The organism is Nesterenkonia sp. LB17, assembly GCF_022565915.1.
Taxonomy (GTDB): domain Bacteria; phylum Actinomycetota; class Actinomycetes; order Actinomycetales; family Micrococcaceae; genus Nesterenkonia.
In genome coordinates, this window is the sequence record NZ_JAJOYX010000002.1 from 86,980 (window position 1) to 105,268 (window position 18,289).

Sequence of the window (18,289 nt, forward strand, 5' to 3'; positions counted from 1 at the left end):
GGGCTGCCCCACTGGTGAAAGGACCTCTGCGTGAAATCGTGGACCTCCCCGGACGTGCCCACCCTGCCTGCGCTGCCGGAGACCCTGCAGCTGCACGACACCTCGGCGGACGCTCTGGTCCCGGTGGAGTCCACCGACGGCGTGGGGTCCCTTTACGTCTGCGGCATCACCCCCTATGACGCCACGCACCTGGGCCACGCGAACACCTACGTCCAGTTCGACCTGCTGGTGCGCTATTGGCGCGCCGCCGGACTGCGCGTGAACTATGTGCAGAACGTCACCGACATCGACGACCCGCTGCTGGAGCGCGCCACCGCCACCGGCGTGGACTGGTTCGAACTCGCCAAGGAGCAGACCGAGCTCTTCCGTGAGGACATGGCCGCCCTGGGCGTGATCGCCCCCGACACCTATCTGGGCGCGGTGGAGACCATCCCGGTGGTCGCCCACGACGTGGCCCAGCTGGTCGAGCTCGGCATGGGCTACCCGGTGCCGGTGCCGCTGGAGGAGCTGGCCGACGGCGTGACTCCCGGTGAGCCGGAATCCTTCGACATCTACTTCGACACCACGGCGGCCCAGGCCACCACCCCGTGGACGCTGGGCAGCATCGGCCACTACGACCGCGCCGAGATGGAAGAGCTCTTCCCGCAGCGCGGCGGAGACCCCGAACGGGTCGGCAAGCGCGACCCGCTGGATCCGCTGCTGTGGCGTGCGCGCCGCAATTCCGAGCCGCACTGGGACGGTCAGAGCCTCGGCCAGGGCCGCCCCGGCTGGCACATCGAATGCTCGGTGATCGCCCGCCGCCACCTGCCCGCGCCGTTCATGGTCCAGGGCGGCGGCTCCGACCTGCGCTTCCCGCACCACGAGTTCAGCGCCGCCCACGCCACCGCCGCCGACGGCGTGGCGCTGGCCCAGACCTACCTGCACGCCGGGATGGTCGGCCTCGACGGAGAGAAGATGTCGAAGTCCAAGGGCAACCTGGTGCTCTCCTCCCGGATGCGCGCCGAAGGGGTCGACCCGCAGGTGATCCGCACGCTGCTGCTCAGCCACCACTACCGCGCGGAGTGGAACTACACGCCCGACCTGCTCGACGCCGCGGCGCAGCGCTGGGAGCGCTGGAACGCCGCGCTGGACGCGGCTCCGGAGACCGACGGCTACGGCGAGCTCGGCACCGCCGGCGCCGTGCCCGAGGACCTGCAGCACGCGCTGCACTCGGCCCTCTCACAGAACCTCAACGCTCCGGCGGCCCTGGACACCGTCGACATGTGGGCCACCGGCCAGCTCGCCGGCCGCACCAGCCGGGCGCGGGTCATCGCGGTGGTCAAGGCGCTGCTGGGCATCGAGCTCCAGGAAGCGACTCCCGCGCACAGCGGGCATGCCACCAAGGCCAAGACCGCCGGCTGACGACACGCCGGCCAAGCCGGTAGGCGTCGGCAGAGACCGCCGGCTGAAGCGTCTGACGCGATCAGCCCTCGGGGCGCTTGCGTCGGCGCAGGTAGCGTTCGAACTCCTGCGCGATGGCCTCGCCGCTGGCCTCAGGCAGATTCGTGGTGTCGGTGGCCTCTTCAAGACGCTTGACGTAGTCAGCGATCTCGGCGTCCTCCTCGGCCAGATCATCGACCCCGCGCTCCCAGGCCTCGGCATCCTCGACGACCTCGCTCTCATCGAGGGTCAGCCCGAGCAGATCCTCGAGCTCCCGCATGATCGCCAGCTGCGCCTTCGGTGAGGGCGCCTGACCCACATAGTGCGGAATCGCCGCCCATAGCGAGACGGCGGGAAGCCCGGCCTGAGCCGCCGTGTGCGCGAGCACCCCGACGATCCCGGTGGGACCCTCATAGGTGGGTTCATCGATGTCCAGGATCTCCTGCAGCGCGACGTCCTCGCTGGAGAGCGAGGCCGGGATCGGGCGGGTGTGCGGCACATCGGCCAGCAGCGCGCCGACCAGGATGATCCCGGAGACGTCGTTCTCCGCGGCGCGGGTCAGCAGATCTGCGGTGAAGGCCTGCCAGCGGAAGCTCGGCTCCACGCCGTGGACCAGCAGCAGATCCACCGCCGCCCGGGCCGGTCTGGCCCGGTAGATCTTGGTGGAGGGCCAGATGATCTCCCGGTGCCCCCCGGAGCTGCGCACCTTGGGCCGGGAGAACTGGTAGTCGTAGTACCCCTCGTCGTCGACCTTGCCGACCAGTTCGGCGCCGCAGGCCTGTCCCACCGCGCGCACCGCGGAGGAGGCGGCCGCGCCGGCGTCGTTCCACCCCTCGAAGGCCATCACCATCACGGTGGGCCGCGAGCGGGGAGCTTGACCTTCGCCGGTGACCGCGGCGGTCTGGTTGGCGCGCAGGTGCTCGGCGAAGCGCTGTGCGAAGCCTTCGGGCAGCGCGGATTCTCCGGCCGCCTGGGGTTCGCCGGAGTCCTCGGGGGAGGAGTCCTGAGGCGCTGTCTCGTCGCTCACGCTTCTCACACTATCCCCCTGGTGACCCCACGGGAAGCGTACGATTGAGCCCATGCCTTCGACCTCTTCTGCCACTGTTCAGCACCAGACCTCCGGTGCTTCCGCCGCCCCTGAGGCGCTCTCCGGGGAGCTTCAGGCCGTGTTCTGGGACATGGACGGCACGCTGGTGGACACCGAGCCGTATTGGATCTGGGAGCAGCGCGCCCTGGTCGAGGCCCACGGCGGCACCTGGTCCCAGGAACAGGCGCACGGGCTGGTCGGGCAGGCGCTGAGCTACAGCGCCCTGATGCTGCGCGAGGCCGGGGTGGACATGACGGTGCGCGAGATCATCGACCACCTCATCACCCGGGTCGCGGAGCGCGCCGTCGCCGAGATGCCCTGGCGTCCCGGAGCCCGCGAGCTGCTCGCGGAACTCAGCGCCGCCGGAGTGCGCTGCGCCCTGGTCACGATGAGCGAGAAGCCGCTGGCCGAGGCGATCGTCGCCGCGCTTCCGGCGGGGCAGCTGGAGTTCATCGTCAGCGGGGACATGGTCAGTCGCGGCAAGCCGGATCCGGAGGCCTATCAGCAGGCGTTCACCAGGATGTCCGGCGACCACGGACAGCGCAGCGGGGAGCCGCTGCAGATGAGCCGCTGCATCGCGATCGAGGACTCGGTCCCCGGGGTCACCGCCGCCTCTGACTCCGGACTGGTCACCATCGCGGTCCCGCACTACACCCCGATCCCCGCGGATGCGCGCTGGCAGACCCTTGACGGGCTGGCGGGCGTGAGCGCGGCAGACCTCGAACGGCTCCTGGCCCGATGACCGCAAGCCCCGGCAGACGGCGCAAGAAGGCGACGACCCTGGTGCGGATCGCCGGCATCCCGGTGCGGTTCCGCGCCTCCTGGTTCCTGGTCAGCGCCGTCATCGTGGTGCTCTTCGGACCCCAGGTGCAGCGGATCTTCCCTGAGCTGGGCGTCCTGGCCTACCTGGTGGCGCTGGGCTACGCGGTGCTGCTGATGTTCTCGGTGCTGGCCCATGAGCTCGCCCACGCGCTGGCCGCGCGCTCCTTCGGCTGGCCCGCCACCGAGATCGAGCTCAACCTCTGGGGCGGACACACCGAGTTCCTGGCCCACCGCGCCACACCGTCGAAGTCTCTCGCGGTCTCCCTGGCCGGCCCCGCCGCCAACCTGGTCATCGCCGGACTCGGCTTCTACCTCTCCGGCGCGCTCGAGCTCACCGGGGTCACCGCCATGCTGGTCCAGGTCACCGTGCTGGTGAACTTCTTCGTCGGGATCTTCAACCTGCTCCCCGGGCTGCCGCTGGACGGCGGACGGATCGTGGAGTCCGCGGTCTGGGCCGCCACCGGAGATCAGGACCGCGGCATGCGCGCCGCCGGATGGGCCGGGCGCCTCGTCGTCGTCGCGCTGCTTGTCGGACTGGCCGTCGTGGTGATCACCGGGGTGCGCGAGGTGAGCCTGGTCGTCGTCGTGGTGGCGGTGATGGTCAGCTTCTTCATCTGGCAGGGCGCCTCGGAGAACGTGCGGGTGGCCAATGCGCGGCTGAAACGGCCGCGCTGAGCTTCAGCTCCGCTGGCGCCGACCACGACTGCTGCCTCCGGGTCCGACGGAGGATCGCTCCGGGCTGATGGCCAGGCCGTGACAGGGATAGGCTGAACGCAGACGATACGTCCGCCCGGACCGGATCATGGTCGGCGGAGCCGCAGCACCTCAGAGAGCGAGATTCAGTGACCACGAGCACCTCCGGCGAGTCCCCGGCGACGACCCCCTCCGGTCCCATCGGGGCCCATATGCGCTCGGGTCCGCTGCGCGCGGGCCAGCGCGTGCAGCTCACCGACCGCAAGGGCCGGCCCAGCACCATCACGCTGCAGCCCGGCGGGGAATGGCACACCCACCAGGGCGTGCTGCGCCACGATCTGCTCATCGGCGCCAGCGAAGGCATCCTGGTGGCCAACGACGCCGGCCACGAGTACCAGGTGCTGCGCCCGCTGCTCAACGACTTCGTGCTCTCGATGCCGCGCGGCGCCACCGTGGTCTACCCCAAGGACTCCGCCCAGATCGTCCAGGTCGCCGACATCTTCCCCGGCGCCCGCGTGGTCGAGGCCGGCGTGGGCTCCGGCGCCCTGTCCATCTCGCTGCTGCGCGCGGTGGGGGAGAGCGGGGTGCTGCACTCGTTCGAGCGGCGCGAGGACTTCAAGGACATCGCCGTGGGCAACGTCGAGGCGTTCTTCGGCGAATCCCACCCCGGCTGGGAGGTCTACCTCGGCGACATGCAGGAGGAGGTCCTCACCGTGGAGGAGCCCGGAAGCGTGGACCGGGTGGTGCTGGACATGCTCGCCCCCTGGGAGTGCCTGGACGCGGTGAAGACCGTGCTGGCGCCCGGCGGCGTCTGGGTCAGCTACGTCGCCTCGGTGACCCAGCTGTCCCGGCTGGCCGAAGAGATCCGCTCCTCAGAAGGCTTCACCGAGCCCGAGGCGCACGAGACCATGCTGCGCACCTGGCACCTCGACGGCCTCGCCGTGCGCCCCGATCACCGGATGGTCGCCCACACCGGCTTCCTGCTCTCGGCCCGTCGGCTCGCCGACGACCAGACCCCGCTCCAGCTGAAGAAGCGCGAGAAGGTCTCCGTGGTCAGCGAGGAGGACCACGCCGCCTGGCCGGCCAACGACCCCGACGTCGTCTGGGACGAGGCCAGCCTGAAGACCCGGACCGTCTCCGGGAAGAAGGCCCGCAAGGCTGCGGCCTATTCACAGAAGATCGCCGCCCAGGCCAAGGAGGTGTTCACCCGTGAGTGAGCAGACAGGCAACGAGCGAAACACCGAGCACAGCACCGAGCGCCACCCGGCACGGACCCCTGACCCGGAGCCCGCGCAGGCCCCGGCGCAGACCCGTGAGGCGCAGCTGCAGCAGGAGCGGCTCGCCCAGGCGCACCGCCAGCTGGACACGCTGCGCAGCCGCTCCAAGCAGCTCGAGGCGCAGCTGCAGAGCGCCGGGCGGAACAACCAGCGGATGACCGACCTGCTGGAGACCACCCGCAACGAGATCTCCCAGCTGCGCAACGCGCTGCAGGCCGACGGTCAGGCGCCGTTCACCTTCGGCACGGTCATCGGCTACCGCCCCGAACACCCCCAGGCCGAGGGCCGCGAGATCCAGGCCGCCACGGTGGCCGGGGTCGACATCCTGCAGGCCGGACGCAAGCTCCGGGTCAGCCTGTCCCCGCTGATCAGCCCGGACCAGCTGCAGGCCGGCGACGAGGTGCTGCTGAACGAGAACTTCACCATCGTGGCGATCCTCGGCGCCGAGCGCACCGGAGAGCTCGCGAGGGTCAAAGAGGTGCTGCCCGATGCGCGGCTGGTGATCATCTCCCGCGGCGAGGACGAGCGGGTGGTCACCCTCACCGAGGCCGCCACCGCCCAGGCCCAGCGCGAAGGCCTGCACGGCGCCCGGGTCGGCGACGCCGTGATGGTGGACCTGCGCACCGGCACCGCCACCGAGATCGTGCCGCTCTCCGAGGTCGAAGACGTGGTGCTCGAAGAGTCACCGGACGTCTCCTACTCCGACATCGGCGGCCTCTCCGAGCAGATCGAAGCGATCCGCGACGCCGTGGAGCTGCCATTCCTGCACGCCGACCTCTATCAGGAGCACGGGCTGCGCGCACCGAAGGGGATCCTGCTCTACGGGCCTCCCGGCTGCGGCAAGACCATGATCGCCAAGGCCGTGGCCAGCTCGCTGGCCGAGACCGGACAGGCGGCAGCCGACGACGCCGGCCAGCCCAGCCCCGGCCAGCCCAGCCCCGGCCAGCCCAGCCCCGGTCCGAGCAGGGGCGCGTTCTTCCTCAACATCAAGGGCCCCGAGCTGCTGAACAAGTACGTGGGCGAGACCGAGCGGCACATCCGGGTGATCTTCGCCCGGGCCCGCGAACGGGCCTCCGCCGGGCAGCCGGTGGTGGTGTTCTTCGATGAGATGGAGGCGCTCTTCCGCACCCGCGGCTCAGGGGTCTCCTCCGACGTGGAGACCACCATCGTCCCGCAGCTCCTCGCCGAGATCGACGGGGTGGAATCGTTGGAGAACGTCATCGTCATCGGCGCCTCCAACCGCGAAGACATGATCGACCCGGCCATCCTGCGCCCCGGACGCCTCGACGTGAAGATCCGGGTCCAGCGCCCCGGCCGGGAGGGCGCCGGAGAGATCCTGGGCATCCACCTCGGCGGAGCAGTCCCGCTGCACGCCGACCTGCTCGCCGCCCACGGTGACCGCGGCGCCGCCGTCGCCGGCCTGGTCGACGCGCTGCTGGACCGGCTGTTCCCCGGGACGCCCAAGGCCCGGCTGCGCCTGATCCACGCGGACGGCACCCATACCGCGTTCCAGGCGGCGGACTTCATGTCCGGGGCGGTGCTCAGCAACATCGTGGACCGGGCGAAGAAGGCCGCGATCAAGGACTTCCTGCGCGCCGGCACCGACCCGGCGCAGAAGGGCCTCACCCTGGAACATCTGCTCGCCGCCGCCGAGGAGGAGCTGCGCGACCAGGAGGACCTGGTCAACACCGCAGATCCGCAGGCCTGGGCTCGGGTGGTCGGCGCCTCGACCTCCCCGGTGGTCCGGATCGAACGGCCCGGCGAGGCGGCAGCCGCCGCACACACCGGAGCCCCCGAGGTGCAGGGATGACCGTGCGCCGGCTGATCGGGATGGAGACCGAATACGGGATCCACGCCCCGGCCAACCCGCGCGCCAGCCACATCGCGCTGTCCATCGAACTGGTCAACGCCTACGCCGCCCACATCACCGAGTCCGGCGGTGCGGTGGCCGGCACCGAATGGGACTACCAGTCCGAATCCCCGCTGGTCGACGCCCGCGGCTGGGTGCTCCCGCGCTCCGCCGCGCACCCCTCCCAGCTCACCGACACCGGGGAGGCGCTGGCCCATGCCAGCCACGACGACGCGCTCACCCACGCCACCGAGCAGGAAGCGGGCCAGGGCCCGGTGCGCGATGCGCTGGGCAACGTCAGTGGAGGAGACCCCAGCCCGGCCGACCTCGCCGGGTCCTTCCACGCCCCCGGCTCACCGCACTGGCGAGGCGAGTTCTTCCAGGCCGATGAGGGCGCCCCGAAGCTGCTGATGAACCTGGTCCTGGGCAACGGGGCCCGGTTCTACGTGGACCACGCCCACCCCGAATACTCCTCACCCGAGGCCATCGGCGCCCGCCGGGCGGTGCTCTACGACGTGGCCGGAGACCGGGTGGCGCTCGCCGCCGCCCGCCGGCTGAGCCAGGAGCAGCACGCCCCGCAGGTGCTGCTGTATAAGAACAACACCGACAACAAGTCCGTGTCCTACGGCGCCCACGAGAACTACCTGGTGCCGCGCAGCGTGGACTTCGACGCCCTCGTGGCAGGGCTGCTGCCGTTCTTCGCGACCCGGCAGGTCCTCTGCGGCGCCGGGCGGGTGGGGATCGGACAGACCAGCGCTCAGGCCGGCTATCAGATCTCCCAGCGTGCCGACTTCTTCGAGGAGCAGGTCGGACTCGAGACCACGGTCCGCCGCCCGATCATCAACACCCGCGACGAGCCCCACGCCGATCACGACCGGTTCCGCCGGCTCCATGTGATCATCGGCGACGCGAACATGAGCGAGTACTCCGCCTGGATGCGGGTGGGCAGCACCGCGCTGGTGCTGGACCTGATCGAATCCGGCCGAGCCCCGGAGCTGACGCTCACCGACCCGGTGGCCGCGCTGAAGACGATCTCCCATGACCCCAGCCTCACCGCCACGGTGCCGACCTCCCGCGGGGAGCTGACCGCGGTGCAGATCCAGCAGCTCTACCTGCAGGCCGCTCTGGACTGGGAGCGGGAGAAGACCCCGCCGCCTGGCACCCACACGGTCCCGGACACCGAGACCGCCGAGGTGCTCGAGGCCTGGGAAGAGCTGCTGCAGGACCTGGGCACCGATCTCTACGCCGCCGCGGACCGGGTGGACTGGATAGCGAAGCTGACCCTGCTGGAGTCCTACCGCCGCCGCGATGGCCTGGCCTGGGACGCCCCGCTGCTGGGCATGGTGGATCTGCAGTATGCCGATCTGCGCCCGGAGAAGGGCCTCTATTACAAGCTGGCCCGCGCCGGCCGGATGCGCCGTCTCTTCACCGACCACCAGATCGCCTGGGCCTCAGAGCACCCGCCCGAGGAGACCCGCGCCTGGCTGCGCGGCCAGCTGGTGAGCGACCACGCCGACGTCGTCGTCGGCGCCAGCTGGGACCAGATCCTGCTGCGCGCTGATGACGTCTCCCCGGTGGTGCGCCTGGGACTGCCGGACCCCTATGCCGGGACCCGCGCGGCGGCGGAGAATACACTTGTCAGCGCGGCGACCCCGGAGGACCTCATCACTGGACTCCAGCGGCTGCTGGGTCAATAAAGGAGACACCATGTCCACACAACCGCAGAAGCGCCCGCAGGGCGGCAACGACGACGGCGCGGCGCCCGAGGCCGCAGCCACGGCCGGCGCCAACGCGCAGGCGCAGAAACGCGCAGGCGAGCTCGACAGCCTGCTCGACGAGATCGATTCGGTGCTGGAGTCCAACGCCGAGGAGTTCGTCAAGGGCTTCGTGCAGAAGGGCGGCGAGTAGGCCTCCATGGATCGGCGCGTCATCGGGGTCGAGACCGAGTTCGGCATCACCCACGCCGGCGGCACCCACCGCGGCCTGCCCCCGGACGAGGTGGCCCGCTACCTCTTCCGCCCGGTGCTGCGCTGGGGGAGAAGCTCCAACGTCTTCATCCCCAACGCCTCCCGGCTCTACCTCGACGTCGGCTCACACCCGGAATATGCCACCGCCGAATGTGATGACCTGCTGGATCTGATCGCCTCCGACCGCGCCGGCGAGCTGATCATGCATGACCTGGCCCAGCGCGCCGAAGCGGCGATGGCCCAGGACGGCTTCGACGGCAGCGTCTACCTGCTGAAGAACAACGTGGACTCCCAGGGCAACTCCTATGGCAGCCACGAGAACTACCTGATCCCGCGCACCACTCACTTCCGTCGGCTCTCCACCATCCTGCTGCCCTTCCTGGTCACCCGGCAGATCATGGTCGGCGCCGGACGGCTGGTTCCGGCCACCGACGAGAGCGACCCCCATTACGCGTTCTCCCAGCGCGCAGACCACATGTGGGAGGGCATCTCCTCGGCCACCACCCGGTCCCGGCCGATCATCAACACCCGCGACGAGCCGCACTCCGACGCCGCCGTGCACCGCCGGCTGCACGTGATCGTGGGCGACTCCAACATGTCCGAGACCACCAGCCTGCTCCGCTACGGCGCCACCGACCTGGTGCTGCGCATGGTCGAGTCCGGGGTCCCGGTGGGGGACTTCGAGCTGGAGAACCCGATCAGCGCGATCCGGCACATCAGCCACGACATCACCGGTCAGGCCGCCGTGAAGATCCGCAACGGAGGCGAGCAGACCGCGGTGGACATCCAGGCCCGGCTGCTGGACCGGGCGCGGCGCTTCGTCCGGGAGAACGGCGCCCATCACGAGCGGGTCGAGCAGATCTTCGAACTCTGGGAACGCACCCTGCAGGCGGTGGCCAGCGGTCAGCACGCGCCGATCGAGCGCGACATCGACTGGGCGATCAAGAAGCGGCTGCTCACCGACGTCGCCGAACGCGGCAGCCTCCCGATGGGCCACCCGAAGCTGGAACAGCTCGACATGGCCTATCACGACGTCCACCCCACGCGCGGGGTGTTCAACCTGCTCGCCGCCCACGGGCGAGCCAGCACCCAGCTTCAGCCGGAGCGGATCCAGCGCGCCATCGTGGACCCCCCGGCCACCACTCGCGCCGCGCTGCGCGGACGCTTCCTCTCCACCGCCCGGGCCATGGGCGCCGAACACACCGTGGACTGGGTGCACCACAAGCTGGTGGACCGCCCGCTGGACGCGCTGATGCTCAAAGACCCGCTCAGCGCAGAGGATCCCCGGCTGGACACCCTGCTCGGTCGGCTCGGTGAACGGGTCGCGACATTGAGCGAGCAGACCCTCGATCAGCGCCGCGCCCAGGAGGTCCCGCTGGCCCTGAGCGAGCGCTACAAGCTGGGGCATCCCCAGGAGCTTGCTGAGCCTCCGCTGATCTGACGAACCAGGTGTCCGGCCTGTACAGTGCTGGGCAGGCCCAGACCTTGTCAGGTCGCCGTTCAAGCTGAAGGAAACACCGTGCATTCTTCGTTCCGCCGCACCAGCGTGGCTCTGTCCATCCCGGCAGTCCTGCTGCTCACGTCTTGCTCCGACGACGGTCTGGGTGACACCGACGCACTCTCCGGCGTGGACCTGCATTTCACCGATGAAGGCACCCCCGAGGTCATCCTGCGCAGCCCGCTGGAGCTCGAGGAGGAAGCCTCCCGGGTGCTCGACCGCGGCGACGGCGAAGACCTCGACGAGGAGCAGATCCTGGAGGTCTCCCATGCTGTGGCCGACCCCAGCTCCGGAGAGATCCAGGAGGAGAGCTTCAGCGAGGGCAGCCCCTCGATGATCTACCTGCCGCAGATGCAGGAGCAGAGCGAGTTCATCTACGACTCGCTCACCGACACCGACCTCACCGTCGGCTCTGAGATCGCGCTCTTCGAACCGGCCAACGCCGAGACCGGCGCCCAGGCCACGCTGCTGGTGCTGCGTGTGGAGGGCCAGTCCCCGGCCTTCGCCGAGGGCGAGGTCCAGGAGCAGGACGGCGAGCTGCCCGAGATCGAGAACGAAGAAGGCGTGCTCCCGGAGCTGAACGGCGGCAACGACGGCGAGGAGCCCGAGGAGGTCAGCACCGAGGTGCTCATCCAGGGCGACGGCGACGAGGTGGCCGCCGACGACCAGGTCGTCGTGCGCTACTCCGGCTGGAAGTGGTCCGACGGCGAGCTCTTCGACTCGAACTGGCCCCAGGACGACGAAGAGCCCGACGCAGGTCCGGCAGGCTTCCCGCTGAGCAGCCTGGTCCCCGGCTGGGCCGAGGGTCTCGAGGGCGAGCAGGTCGGCTCCCGCGTGCTGCTGGTCATCCCGCCGGAGTCCGGCTACGGAGAGAGCGACGAGGACGCCGAAGAGGGCGCCGAGCACGAGCTCGCCGGCGAGACCCTGATCTTCGTGGTCGACCTGATCGCCTCCGCCGAAGCACCCCAGGCGGCACCCGCTCCCGAGGGGGGCCAGCCCGAGCTCTCCGAGGAAGACATCGAAGAGATGATCGAGCAGATGGAGGCCGAGCAGGGCGGTGCCGACGGCGCTGAAGGCGACGACGCCGGCAGCGACGATGCAGGCAACGATGATGACGCGAACAATGATGCAGAGAACGAAGAGGAGACCGACTGATGTCTTTCGGCCAGCGCAGCTATGACCGCACCCGCCCCGAGATCGACTTCCCCGGAGAGACCCCGCCCGAGGACCTCGTCATCGAGGAGCTCATCGCCGGCGGCGGACACCCCGTGGAGCCCGGCGATTCCATCTCCTGCCACTACGTGGGCGTCTCCTGGTCCACCGGCGAGGAGTTCGACGCCTCCTGGAACCGTGGCGAGACCCTCGACTTCACCGCCGGCATCGGCCAGGTCATCCAGGGCTGGGACCAGGGCCTGATCGGGATGAAGGAGGGCGCACGGCGCCGCTTCGAGATCCCGCCGCACCTGGCCTACGGCGAGCAGGGCGCCGGAGCCGCCATCGGCCCGAACGAGACCCTGATCTTCGTGGTGGACCTGGTCAGCGTCCGCAAGGCCTCCTGATCCGCCACGGTGACTGAGAAGATCGACGGCGAGACGGCGCCGCCCGCGACGGATGCGCAAGATCTCCGGGCGGCCGAGGAGGAGCAGGACGTCTACGCCGACTATGGCGTGGCGCGCGCCTTCTCGCTGGCCGCGAGCATCCTCGACGCCGGTCAGGGCGGACTGACCAAGGCGGAGATCCGCGACCGGGTCGAGCACTACCGCAGCCAGTCCGAGGAGCAGTCTCAGGACGCCTGGGAACGGCTCTTCAGCCGCGACAAGGACCATCTGCGCAGCTGCGGCATCGCCATCGAAGAGCCCGCCGCGGACCGCGAGGACTACCGCTACCGGATCGACCCGGCCGACTACGGCCTGCCGCCGCTGCCGCTGAGCGAGACCGAGACCCTGGTGCTCTCCCGCGCCACCCAGCTCTGGGCCGGCAGCCGCACCCGCTCCTGGCTGGAGCAGGCCAGCTGGGCGCTTGCCGGACCAGGCGAGCCCCCGCCGTCGTCCGCCTCGCCGAGCGTGACGCCCAGCTCGTCGTCGCCCGCGGCTGCACCAGCGCAGGCCTCCACCGCACTGAGCTTCAACCTGGGCAGCGACGAGGAGTTCGAACGGCTCACCGAGCTCGCCGCGCTCGAGCCGCGACAGCCGATCGGTTTCGACTACACCGGCAGGGGCGCTCAGCAGCCCGAGCCGCGCCGGGTGGTGCTGCTGGACTTCGCCGCCCGCGGCCACTGGTACCTGATCGGGCATGATCTCGACCGGGGCGCCCGCAGGACCTTCCGGCTGGACCGGGTGCACGGACCCATCGGCCCGCTGCGCCCCGCACCGCAGCTGACCGAGCCGGACCGCGCCGCCATCGACGCGGCCGACGTCGGCGCCGCGCTGGACGGACTCGCCGGGGAAGAGGATCCGGCGCGGCTGCTGCGCGGAGCCCTCGAGGCCCATGAGGGCCCCGCCCCGAAGCCGCCCCGATTGGCGCCGGCCGCCGCGCCGCGCCGGGCCGATCCCGCCCACCGCAAGGTGGAGCGTGTGCTGGCCATGGCCGCCTATCTGCTCAGCGCCGACGGGGTGCGTCCGTCTGAGCTGCTGACACGACACCAGATCACGCCCAAGCAGCTGCTCAAGGACCTGCTCTCCATCCAGCAGTCCGGCAGCTTCGGCCCCGGACAGTACGGCGAGTTCATCGACATCCACCCCGCGCCGCCGCTGAACCTGGACGCCTTCACCCAGGACTACCTGGTGACCGACGCGCCGATCACCCTGGCGATGCCCTCCGCGCGCACCGGCGACGTCCTGGCACGCCCGCTGACGCTGACCAAGCCCGGCGCGCTCTCGCTGCTGATCGCGCTCAACACCATGATCAGCGCCGCGGACTCCGCCGTCGACGACACGGCCGCTGACGTCACCGCCGACGACACGGCTACTGACGACACGGCCGCCACGGCCGCGGCCGACGCCTCCGCCGAGAGCTGGGTCTCCGCGGCCGAGTCTCTGCGCGGGAAGATCGCCCGCGTGCTCCCCGCGGGTCTGCAGGAGGCCGCGACCAAGGTGGCCGCCGGCGCCCAGGCGCGCAATGAATCCACCGCCGAACTGCGCGCCGCGGTGACGGGCGGCTGCTGCGTCGAGCTGCGCTATGAGGACGCCTCCGGGACCATCACCGAGCGGGTGGTCGAGCCGACGCACGTCTACATCGACGGCCCCCGCACCTATCTGCAGGCCTGGTGCCGCCTGGCGCAGGGACCACGGAATTTCCTCGGCTCACGCATCCGGGCGCAGCGCCCGCTGCCCGAGGAGCCGATCAGCGAGACCGCACGTCTGCTCGCCCAGTCCCCGGCGGAGCCGCCACGACCGCCGCAGGGCAGCGGAGCGTTCGACGTCGTCCTGCGCTTCTCCCCGGCCGCCGCCGCGCTGGCCGATCGCTATGCGCCGCAGCGTCAGCGCATCCAGCCCGACGGCGTCCGGATCATCAGCACCTGGTTCCAGAGCCGCGAGGCTCTGATCAGGCTCTGCCTGCAGCTCGGGGGAGATCTCACCGTCCTGGTCCCTGCCGAGATTCGCGAGAAGGTGACTATGCGGGCACGCGAGGAGCTGTCGGTCCTGTCTGAGTGATTGGCGTACGATTGGGCTCGAGGAAAGGAAGTCACTATGGGTATCCAAGGCTGGCAGTTCGCGATCATCGCACTGCTCATCATCCTGCTCTTCGGCGCCCCGAAGCTGCCGAAGCTGGCCAAGTCAGTGGGCCAGTCGATGCGCATCTTCAAGTCTGAGGTGCGCACCATGAGCGACGAATCCAAGCGGAACTCCTCTGATTCTGATTCCGAATCCCCGGACGTCTCCGCTGCGCCCAGCAGGGACCCGCGTGAAGATGAGCGCGCCCCCGTCGAGGGCCGGGTGCTCAACCCCAATGACCCCACCGCCGAGCAGGCCCGCCGCAATGAGCGGGAGCAGCGGGGAGACCACCGCTAAGCCGCATGGCCACATCGAAGAAGCGGCGGCGCGATCCCGAGCGCACGATGGCTCTGAAGGATCACCTCAGGGAACTGCGCAATCGCCTCATCAAGGCCGGCATCGGCATTCTGCTCGGGGCCATCGCCGGATTCTTCCTCTACGACTGGCTCTTCCGGCTGCTGGCTGAGCCTATCGTCGGCTATGAGGGGGAGGGCCGGCTCGCGGAGATCGCCTTCAACACCGTGGGCGGCCCGCTGGATCTGATGATCAGGCTCTCGCTCTTCGTGGGCGTCGTGATCTCCTCACCCATCTGGCTCTACCAGATCTGGGCCTTCATCATGCCGGGGCTGAAGAAGACCGAGAAGCGCTACGCCATCGGCTTCATCGCCGCCTCGGTGCCGCTCTTCCTGGGCGGGATCGTCGGCGCCTACAGCGTGCTGCCCCAGGCCATCGACTTCTTCTTCGCGCTGAACCCCGAAGGCACGTCGAACCTGATCAACCCCGACGTCTACTTCACCTTTGTGCTGCATCTGTTCCTGGCCTTCGGGCTGGCCATGGTGATCCCGGTGGTGCTGGTCGGGATCAACATGATGGGCCTGGTCACCGGCAGACAGGTGCTCAAGGCCTGGCGCGGGGTGGTGATGCTCATCGCGGTGGTCTCCGCGCTGGCAGCCCCGGGCGGCGACGCGGTGAGCATGTTCTTCATCGCCCTGCCGCTGACCGTGCTCTTCGGCGTCGCGATCCTGCTCTGCATGCTCAACGACCGCCGGCGCCGCAGACGCGAGGCCGCCGCCGAGTCCGAGATCGACGAGCTGCTGCTCGACTGAGCCGGGCCGCACCCCGCCCGAACACCGCCCGCGCGCCTGTCCCGCACCCCGCCCGCCGGGCTCAGCCCTGGGCCGCCGCCTGGGCGCGGAGTCCGCGCAGCAGCTGATCCTGCTCCTCGATGAGCAGCCGGCGCAGCGCCGCGGGGGCATCCGCGTTCTCATCGAGCCAGCGCTGCGTGCGCAGCGCCAGCGGGTGCTCGGTCGGCTCCGCTCCGGCGTCGAGGTCCTGAGCCCCGGGGTAGAGCCCGGAGACCACCCGGGTGGCCTGTCCCTGGCTCATCCGCTCCCACACGTCGGTCAGCGCGTCGAAGTACGCCTCGGTCTGCCGCTCGATCACCGCCGCGGTCTCCGGGTCACCTGCCACGGTGAAGCCGTCCACGGTGGCGGTGAGGTGATCGTTGGAGAGCTCCTCGCCGGAGTCATCCGTCCCGGCGAGCGCCTGCCCGAAGGCCGCCTGCTTGACCCGACGGTCGGGCCTCGCGGCGGCGGCGAGCCGGTGCGCGATCCGGGCCCGGGCCGTGGTCTTGGCGGCCAGCTCCGCATCGAGCTGATCCAGGCTCACCCGACCGTGCGCGGCCAGGGCCTGCAGGAACGCCCAGCGCAGCTCCTCATCGATGCGCAGCCCCGAGATCCCATGGTCTGCGGCGCCGCCGTCGAGCAGCGCCTCGAGCAGCTCCAGCTGTGAGCCCTCTCGGCGGGAGAGTGTGGCCAGGGTTCGAGCGGTGGCGCGCTGATGGTCCCCGCCGGTGCGGCGGGTCAGCTCCGCGGCGAGCCGGGCGGCGAGGTCGCGCTGCAGCGCCGGCCGCTCGTCGGCTGGGGTGTAGCGCTCCAGTGCGGTCAGCGACTGCCGCAGCAGCCCCTGGACGACGACGATCTCGTCGATGCCCAGGCCCAGCTGCTGCACGGCCGCCAGGAAGCGGCGGGCGGGCAGCTCGCCGTCGCGCACCATGGACCACAGCGCAGCCCACACGGTGGCGCGCGCCAGCGGATCGGCCACCGGGTAGGTCAGCACCGCGGCCAGCGACTCCGGGTCGAGGCTGAGCTTGGCGTAGGTCAGGTCATCTTCATTGGGCAGCAGCAGCCGCGGCCGGTCCGCCGGCACGCTCAGCTCCGGCACCGGGGTGAGCCCCTCCGGGGCGGCCGGGTCCAGGAAGACCTCCTGGGCGGCGTGCAGTGCCAGCGTCTCGCCTGCGGCATCCAGCACATGGACCCCGACGCGGATCTTGTGCGGCCGGGACACCGACTCCCCGGTGGCCGGGGCGACGCCCTGCTCACGGACCAGCACCCGGTCCGCACCGCCACCGGCGGCGTCGAGCTCGGCGGAGAGCACCGGGACCCCGGCGGTCTGCAGCCACGCCCGGGCCCAGTCGTCCATGTTCGCCCCGGTGACCTCTTCGAGCACGGCGAGGAAGTCGCCCAGCGAGGCGTTGCCGAAGGCGTGGCGGCTGAAATAGCGCCGCGCGGCCTCGCGGAAGGCCTCACGTCCGGCGTAGGCGGCGAGCTGCTTGAGCACCGAGGCGCCCTTGGCGTAGGTGATCCCGTCGAAGTTCTGATCCGCGGCCTCGAGGTCGGGGATGTCCGCGACGATCGGGTGGGTGGTGGGCAGCTGGTCCTGCACGTAGGCCCACGCCTTGCGCCCGTTGGCGAAGGAGATCCAGGAGGTGGTCCAGTCGGTGGCCTCGTCCACGGCCAGGGATCCCATGTAGTCGGCGAAGGACTCCTTGAGCCACAGGTCATCCCACCAGTGCATGGTCACCAGGTCGCCGAACCACATGTGAGCCATCTCGTGCATGAGGGTGTTGGCCCGGGTCTCGTACTGGGCGTCGGTGGCGGCGGTGTCGAAGACGTATGTCTCGGTGAAGGTCACCAGCCCCGGGTTCTCCATCGCCCCGAGGTTGTACTCCGGGACGAAGACCTGGTCGTACTTGCCCCAGGGGTAGGGGTAGGCGAACTCGGCGTGGAAGAAGTCCAGCCCGCGCTGGGTGAGCTCCAGCAGCGCGTCGGCGTCGAAGTGCTCCGCCAGCGACGCCCGGCAGAGCACGCTCAGCGGGATCTGGACGGTCTCGCCGCCGGGCACTCCGCCGCGGTAATGGCCCTCCACGTGGTGATAGGGACCCGCCAGCAGCGCGGTGATGTAGGAGGACATCCGCGGGGTCTCGGCGAACTCCACCCGGACCAGCGGGCCGACGACGGCGGCACCGGCAGCCTCCGCGGCATCGTCTGCCCCAGCGGGCTCACCCTTCGCAGCCCCTGCGGCCTCACCGCTCTCCAGCGGCATCCGCGAGATCGCGGGGCTGTTGGAGCGCAGCTGCCAGTGCTGGGGGCCGATGATCGAGAAGCTGAACCGGGCCTTCAGATCCGGCTGCTCGAAGACCGGGAACACCCGGCGGGAGTCGGCCGGCTCGTACTGGGTGTAGAGGTAGACCTGCTCGTCCGACGGGTCCACGAACCGGTGCAGCCCCTCGCCTGAGCGGGAGTACCGCGAGGTGGACCGGATCTCCACGGTGTTCTCCGCCCGCAGCCCGGGCAGCAGGATCCGAGCCGGACCCACATGGGCGGCCACATCCAGGGTCTCCCCGTTGAGCACCAGGGACTCCACCGAGGCGCCCAGGTGGTCCAAGAAGGTGCTCACACCGACCGCGGAGGACGCAAAGTCGATCCTGGTCCGCACCGGGTAGGTCTCGGCCTTAGGGGCGGGCGCGCCGCGCAGATCCACCTCGACGCGGTAGTGGGTGACCTCGAGCAGGGTGCCGCGCTGGGCGGCCTCCTCGCGGGTCAGATTCTCGACGTCGGCACGGGGGAAGGGCAGCTGAGCAGTCATCCTGCTATTCAAGCAGACGCCTGCTCAGCCGCCCATC

Annotated in this window: 15 protein-coding genes; 13 read left to right on the forward strand and 2 right to left on the reverse strand. The window is 70.4% G+C overall.

Annotated elements, in window-relative coordinates; all coding sequences use genetic code 11:
- Positions 1-30 precede the first annotated feature (30 nt).
- Complete coding sequence (gene mshC / locus LTH96_RS04220) at positions 31-1,401, forward strand: cysteine--1-D-myo-inosityl 2-amino-2-deoxy-alpha-D-glucopyranoside ligase (protein ID WP_241464515.1); 1,371 nt, start codon at positions 31-33, stop codon at positions 1,399-1,401.
- A gap of 61 nt (positions 1,402-1,462) precedes the next feature.
- Here the strand turns inward: mshC and LTH96_RS04225 are convergent, their stop codons facing one another.
- Positions 1,463-2,446 (reverse strand): PAC2 family protein, encoded by a 984-nt coding sequence (locus LTH96_RS04225; protein WP_241464516.1) that lies wholly within the window; start codon positions 2,444-2,446, stop codon positions 1,463-1,465.
- 52 nt (positions 2,447-2,498) lie between these two features.
- On the opposite strand from LTH96_RS04225, the gene LTH96_RS04230 reads away from it, so the two are divergent.
- From LTH96_RS04230 to tatC, 12 genes are all read left to right on the forward strand, one after another.
- Complete coding sequence (locus LTH96_RS04230) at positions 2,499-3,248, forward strand: HAD family phosphatase (protein ID WP_241464517.1); 750 nt, start codon at positions 2,499-2,501, stop codon at positions 3,246-3,248.
- Positions 3,245-4,003 (forward strand): site-2 protease family protein, encoded by a 759-nt coding sequence (locus LTH96_RS04235; protein WP_241464518.1) that lies wholly within the window; start codon positions 3,245-3,247, stop codon positions 4,001-4,003. The genes LTH96_RS04230 and LTH96_RS04235 overlap by 4 nt, the downstream gene beginning before the upstream one ends.
- Positions 4,004-4,233: 230 nt before the next feature.
- Positions 4,234-5,238: a tRNA (adenine-N1)-methyltransferase gene (locus LTH96_RS04240; RefSeq protein WP_241465074.1), complete on the forward strand. Its 1,005-nt coding sequence runs from the start codon at positions 4,234-4,236 to the stop codon at positions 5,236-5,238.
- A complete protein-coding gene (arc, locus tag LTH96_RS04245; RefSeq protein ID WP_241464519.1) occupies positions 5,231-7,108 on the forward strand; it encodes a proteasome ATPase in 1,878 nt (625 codons plus the stop codon). The genes LTH96_RS04240 and arc overlap by 8 nt, the downstream gene beginning before the upstream one ends.
- On the forward strand, positions 7,105-8,844 hold the full coding sequence (gene dop, locus LTH96_RS04250) for a depupylase/deamidase Dop (RefSeq protein ID WP_241464520.1): 1,740 nt from the start codon (positions 7,105-7,107) through the stop codon (positions 8,842-8,844). The genes arc and dop overlap by 4 nt, the downstream gene beginning before the upstream one ends.
- Positions 8,845-8,854: 10 nt before the next feature.
- Positions 8,855-9,055, forward strand: coding sequence for a ubiquitin-like protein Pup (locus tag LTH96_RS04255; protein ID WP_241464521.1), 201 nt, complete (start codon positions 8,855-8,857; stop codon positions 9,053-9,055).
- 6 nt (positions 9,056-9,061) lie between these two features.
- Positions 9,062-10,555, forward strand: a complete 1,494-nt coding sequence (gene pafA, locus LTH96_RS04260; protein WP_241464522.1) for a Pup--protein ligase — start codon at positions 9,062-9,064, stop codon at positions 10,553-10,555.
- A 78-nt stretch (positions 10,556-10,633) separates the two neighbouring features.
- Positions 10,634-11,767: an FKBP-type peptidyl-prolyl cis-trans isomerase gene (locus LTH96_RS04265; RefSeq protein ID WP_241464523.1), complete on the forward strand. Its 1,134-nt coding sequence runs from the start codon at positions 10,634-10,636 to the stop codon at positions 11,765-11,767.
- The gene (locus LTH96_RS04270; protein ID WP_241464524.1) at positions 11,767-12,171 is read left to right on the forward strand and encodes an FKBP-type peptidyl-prolyl cis-trans isomerase; all 405 of its coding nucleotides are present in this window, start codon (positions 11,767-11,769) and stop codon (positions 12,169-12,171) included. The genes LTH96_RS04265 and LTH96_RS04270 overlap by 1 nt, the downstream gene beginning before the upstream one ends.
- Before the next feature lie 9 nt (positions 12,172-12,180).
- Positions 12,181-14,265, forward strand: a complete 2,085-nt coding sequence (locus LTH96_RS04275; protein WP_241464525.1) for a WYL domain-containing protein — start codon at positions 12,181-12,183, stop codon at positions 14,263-14,265.
- A gap of 36 nt (positions 14,266-14,301) precedes the next feature.
- Entirely contained in the window at positions 14,302-14,622 is a 321-nt protein-coding gene (tatA, locus tag LTH96_RS04280; protein ID WP_241464526.1) for a Sec-independent protein translocase subunit TatA, read from the forward strand.
- 5 nt (positions 14,623-14,627) lie between these two features.
- Positions 14,628-15,431 (forward strand): twin-arginine translocase subunit TatC, encoded by an 804-nt coding sequence (tatC, locus tag LTH96_RS04285; protein ID WP_241464527.1) that lies wholly within the window; start codon positions 14,628-14,630, stop codon positions 15,429-15,431.
- A gap of 61 nt (positions 15,432-15,492) precedes the next feature.
- On the opposite strand, the gene pepN is transcribed toward tatC, so the two are convergent.
- Positions 15,493-18,252 (reverse strand): aminopeptidase N, encoded by a 2,760-nt coding sequence (gene pepN, locus LTH96_RS04290; RefSeq protein ID WP_241464528.1) that lies wholly within the window; start codon positions 18,250-18,252, stop codon positions 15,493-15,495.
- Between the last annotated feature and the right edge of the window lie 37 nt (positions 18,253-18,289).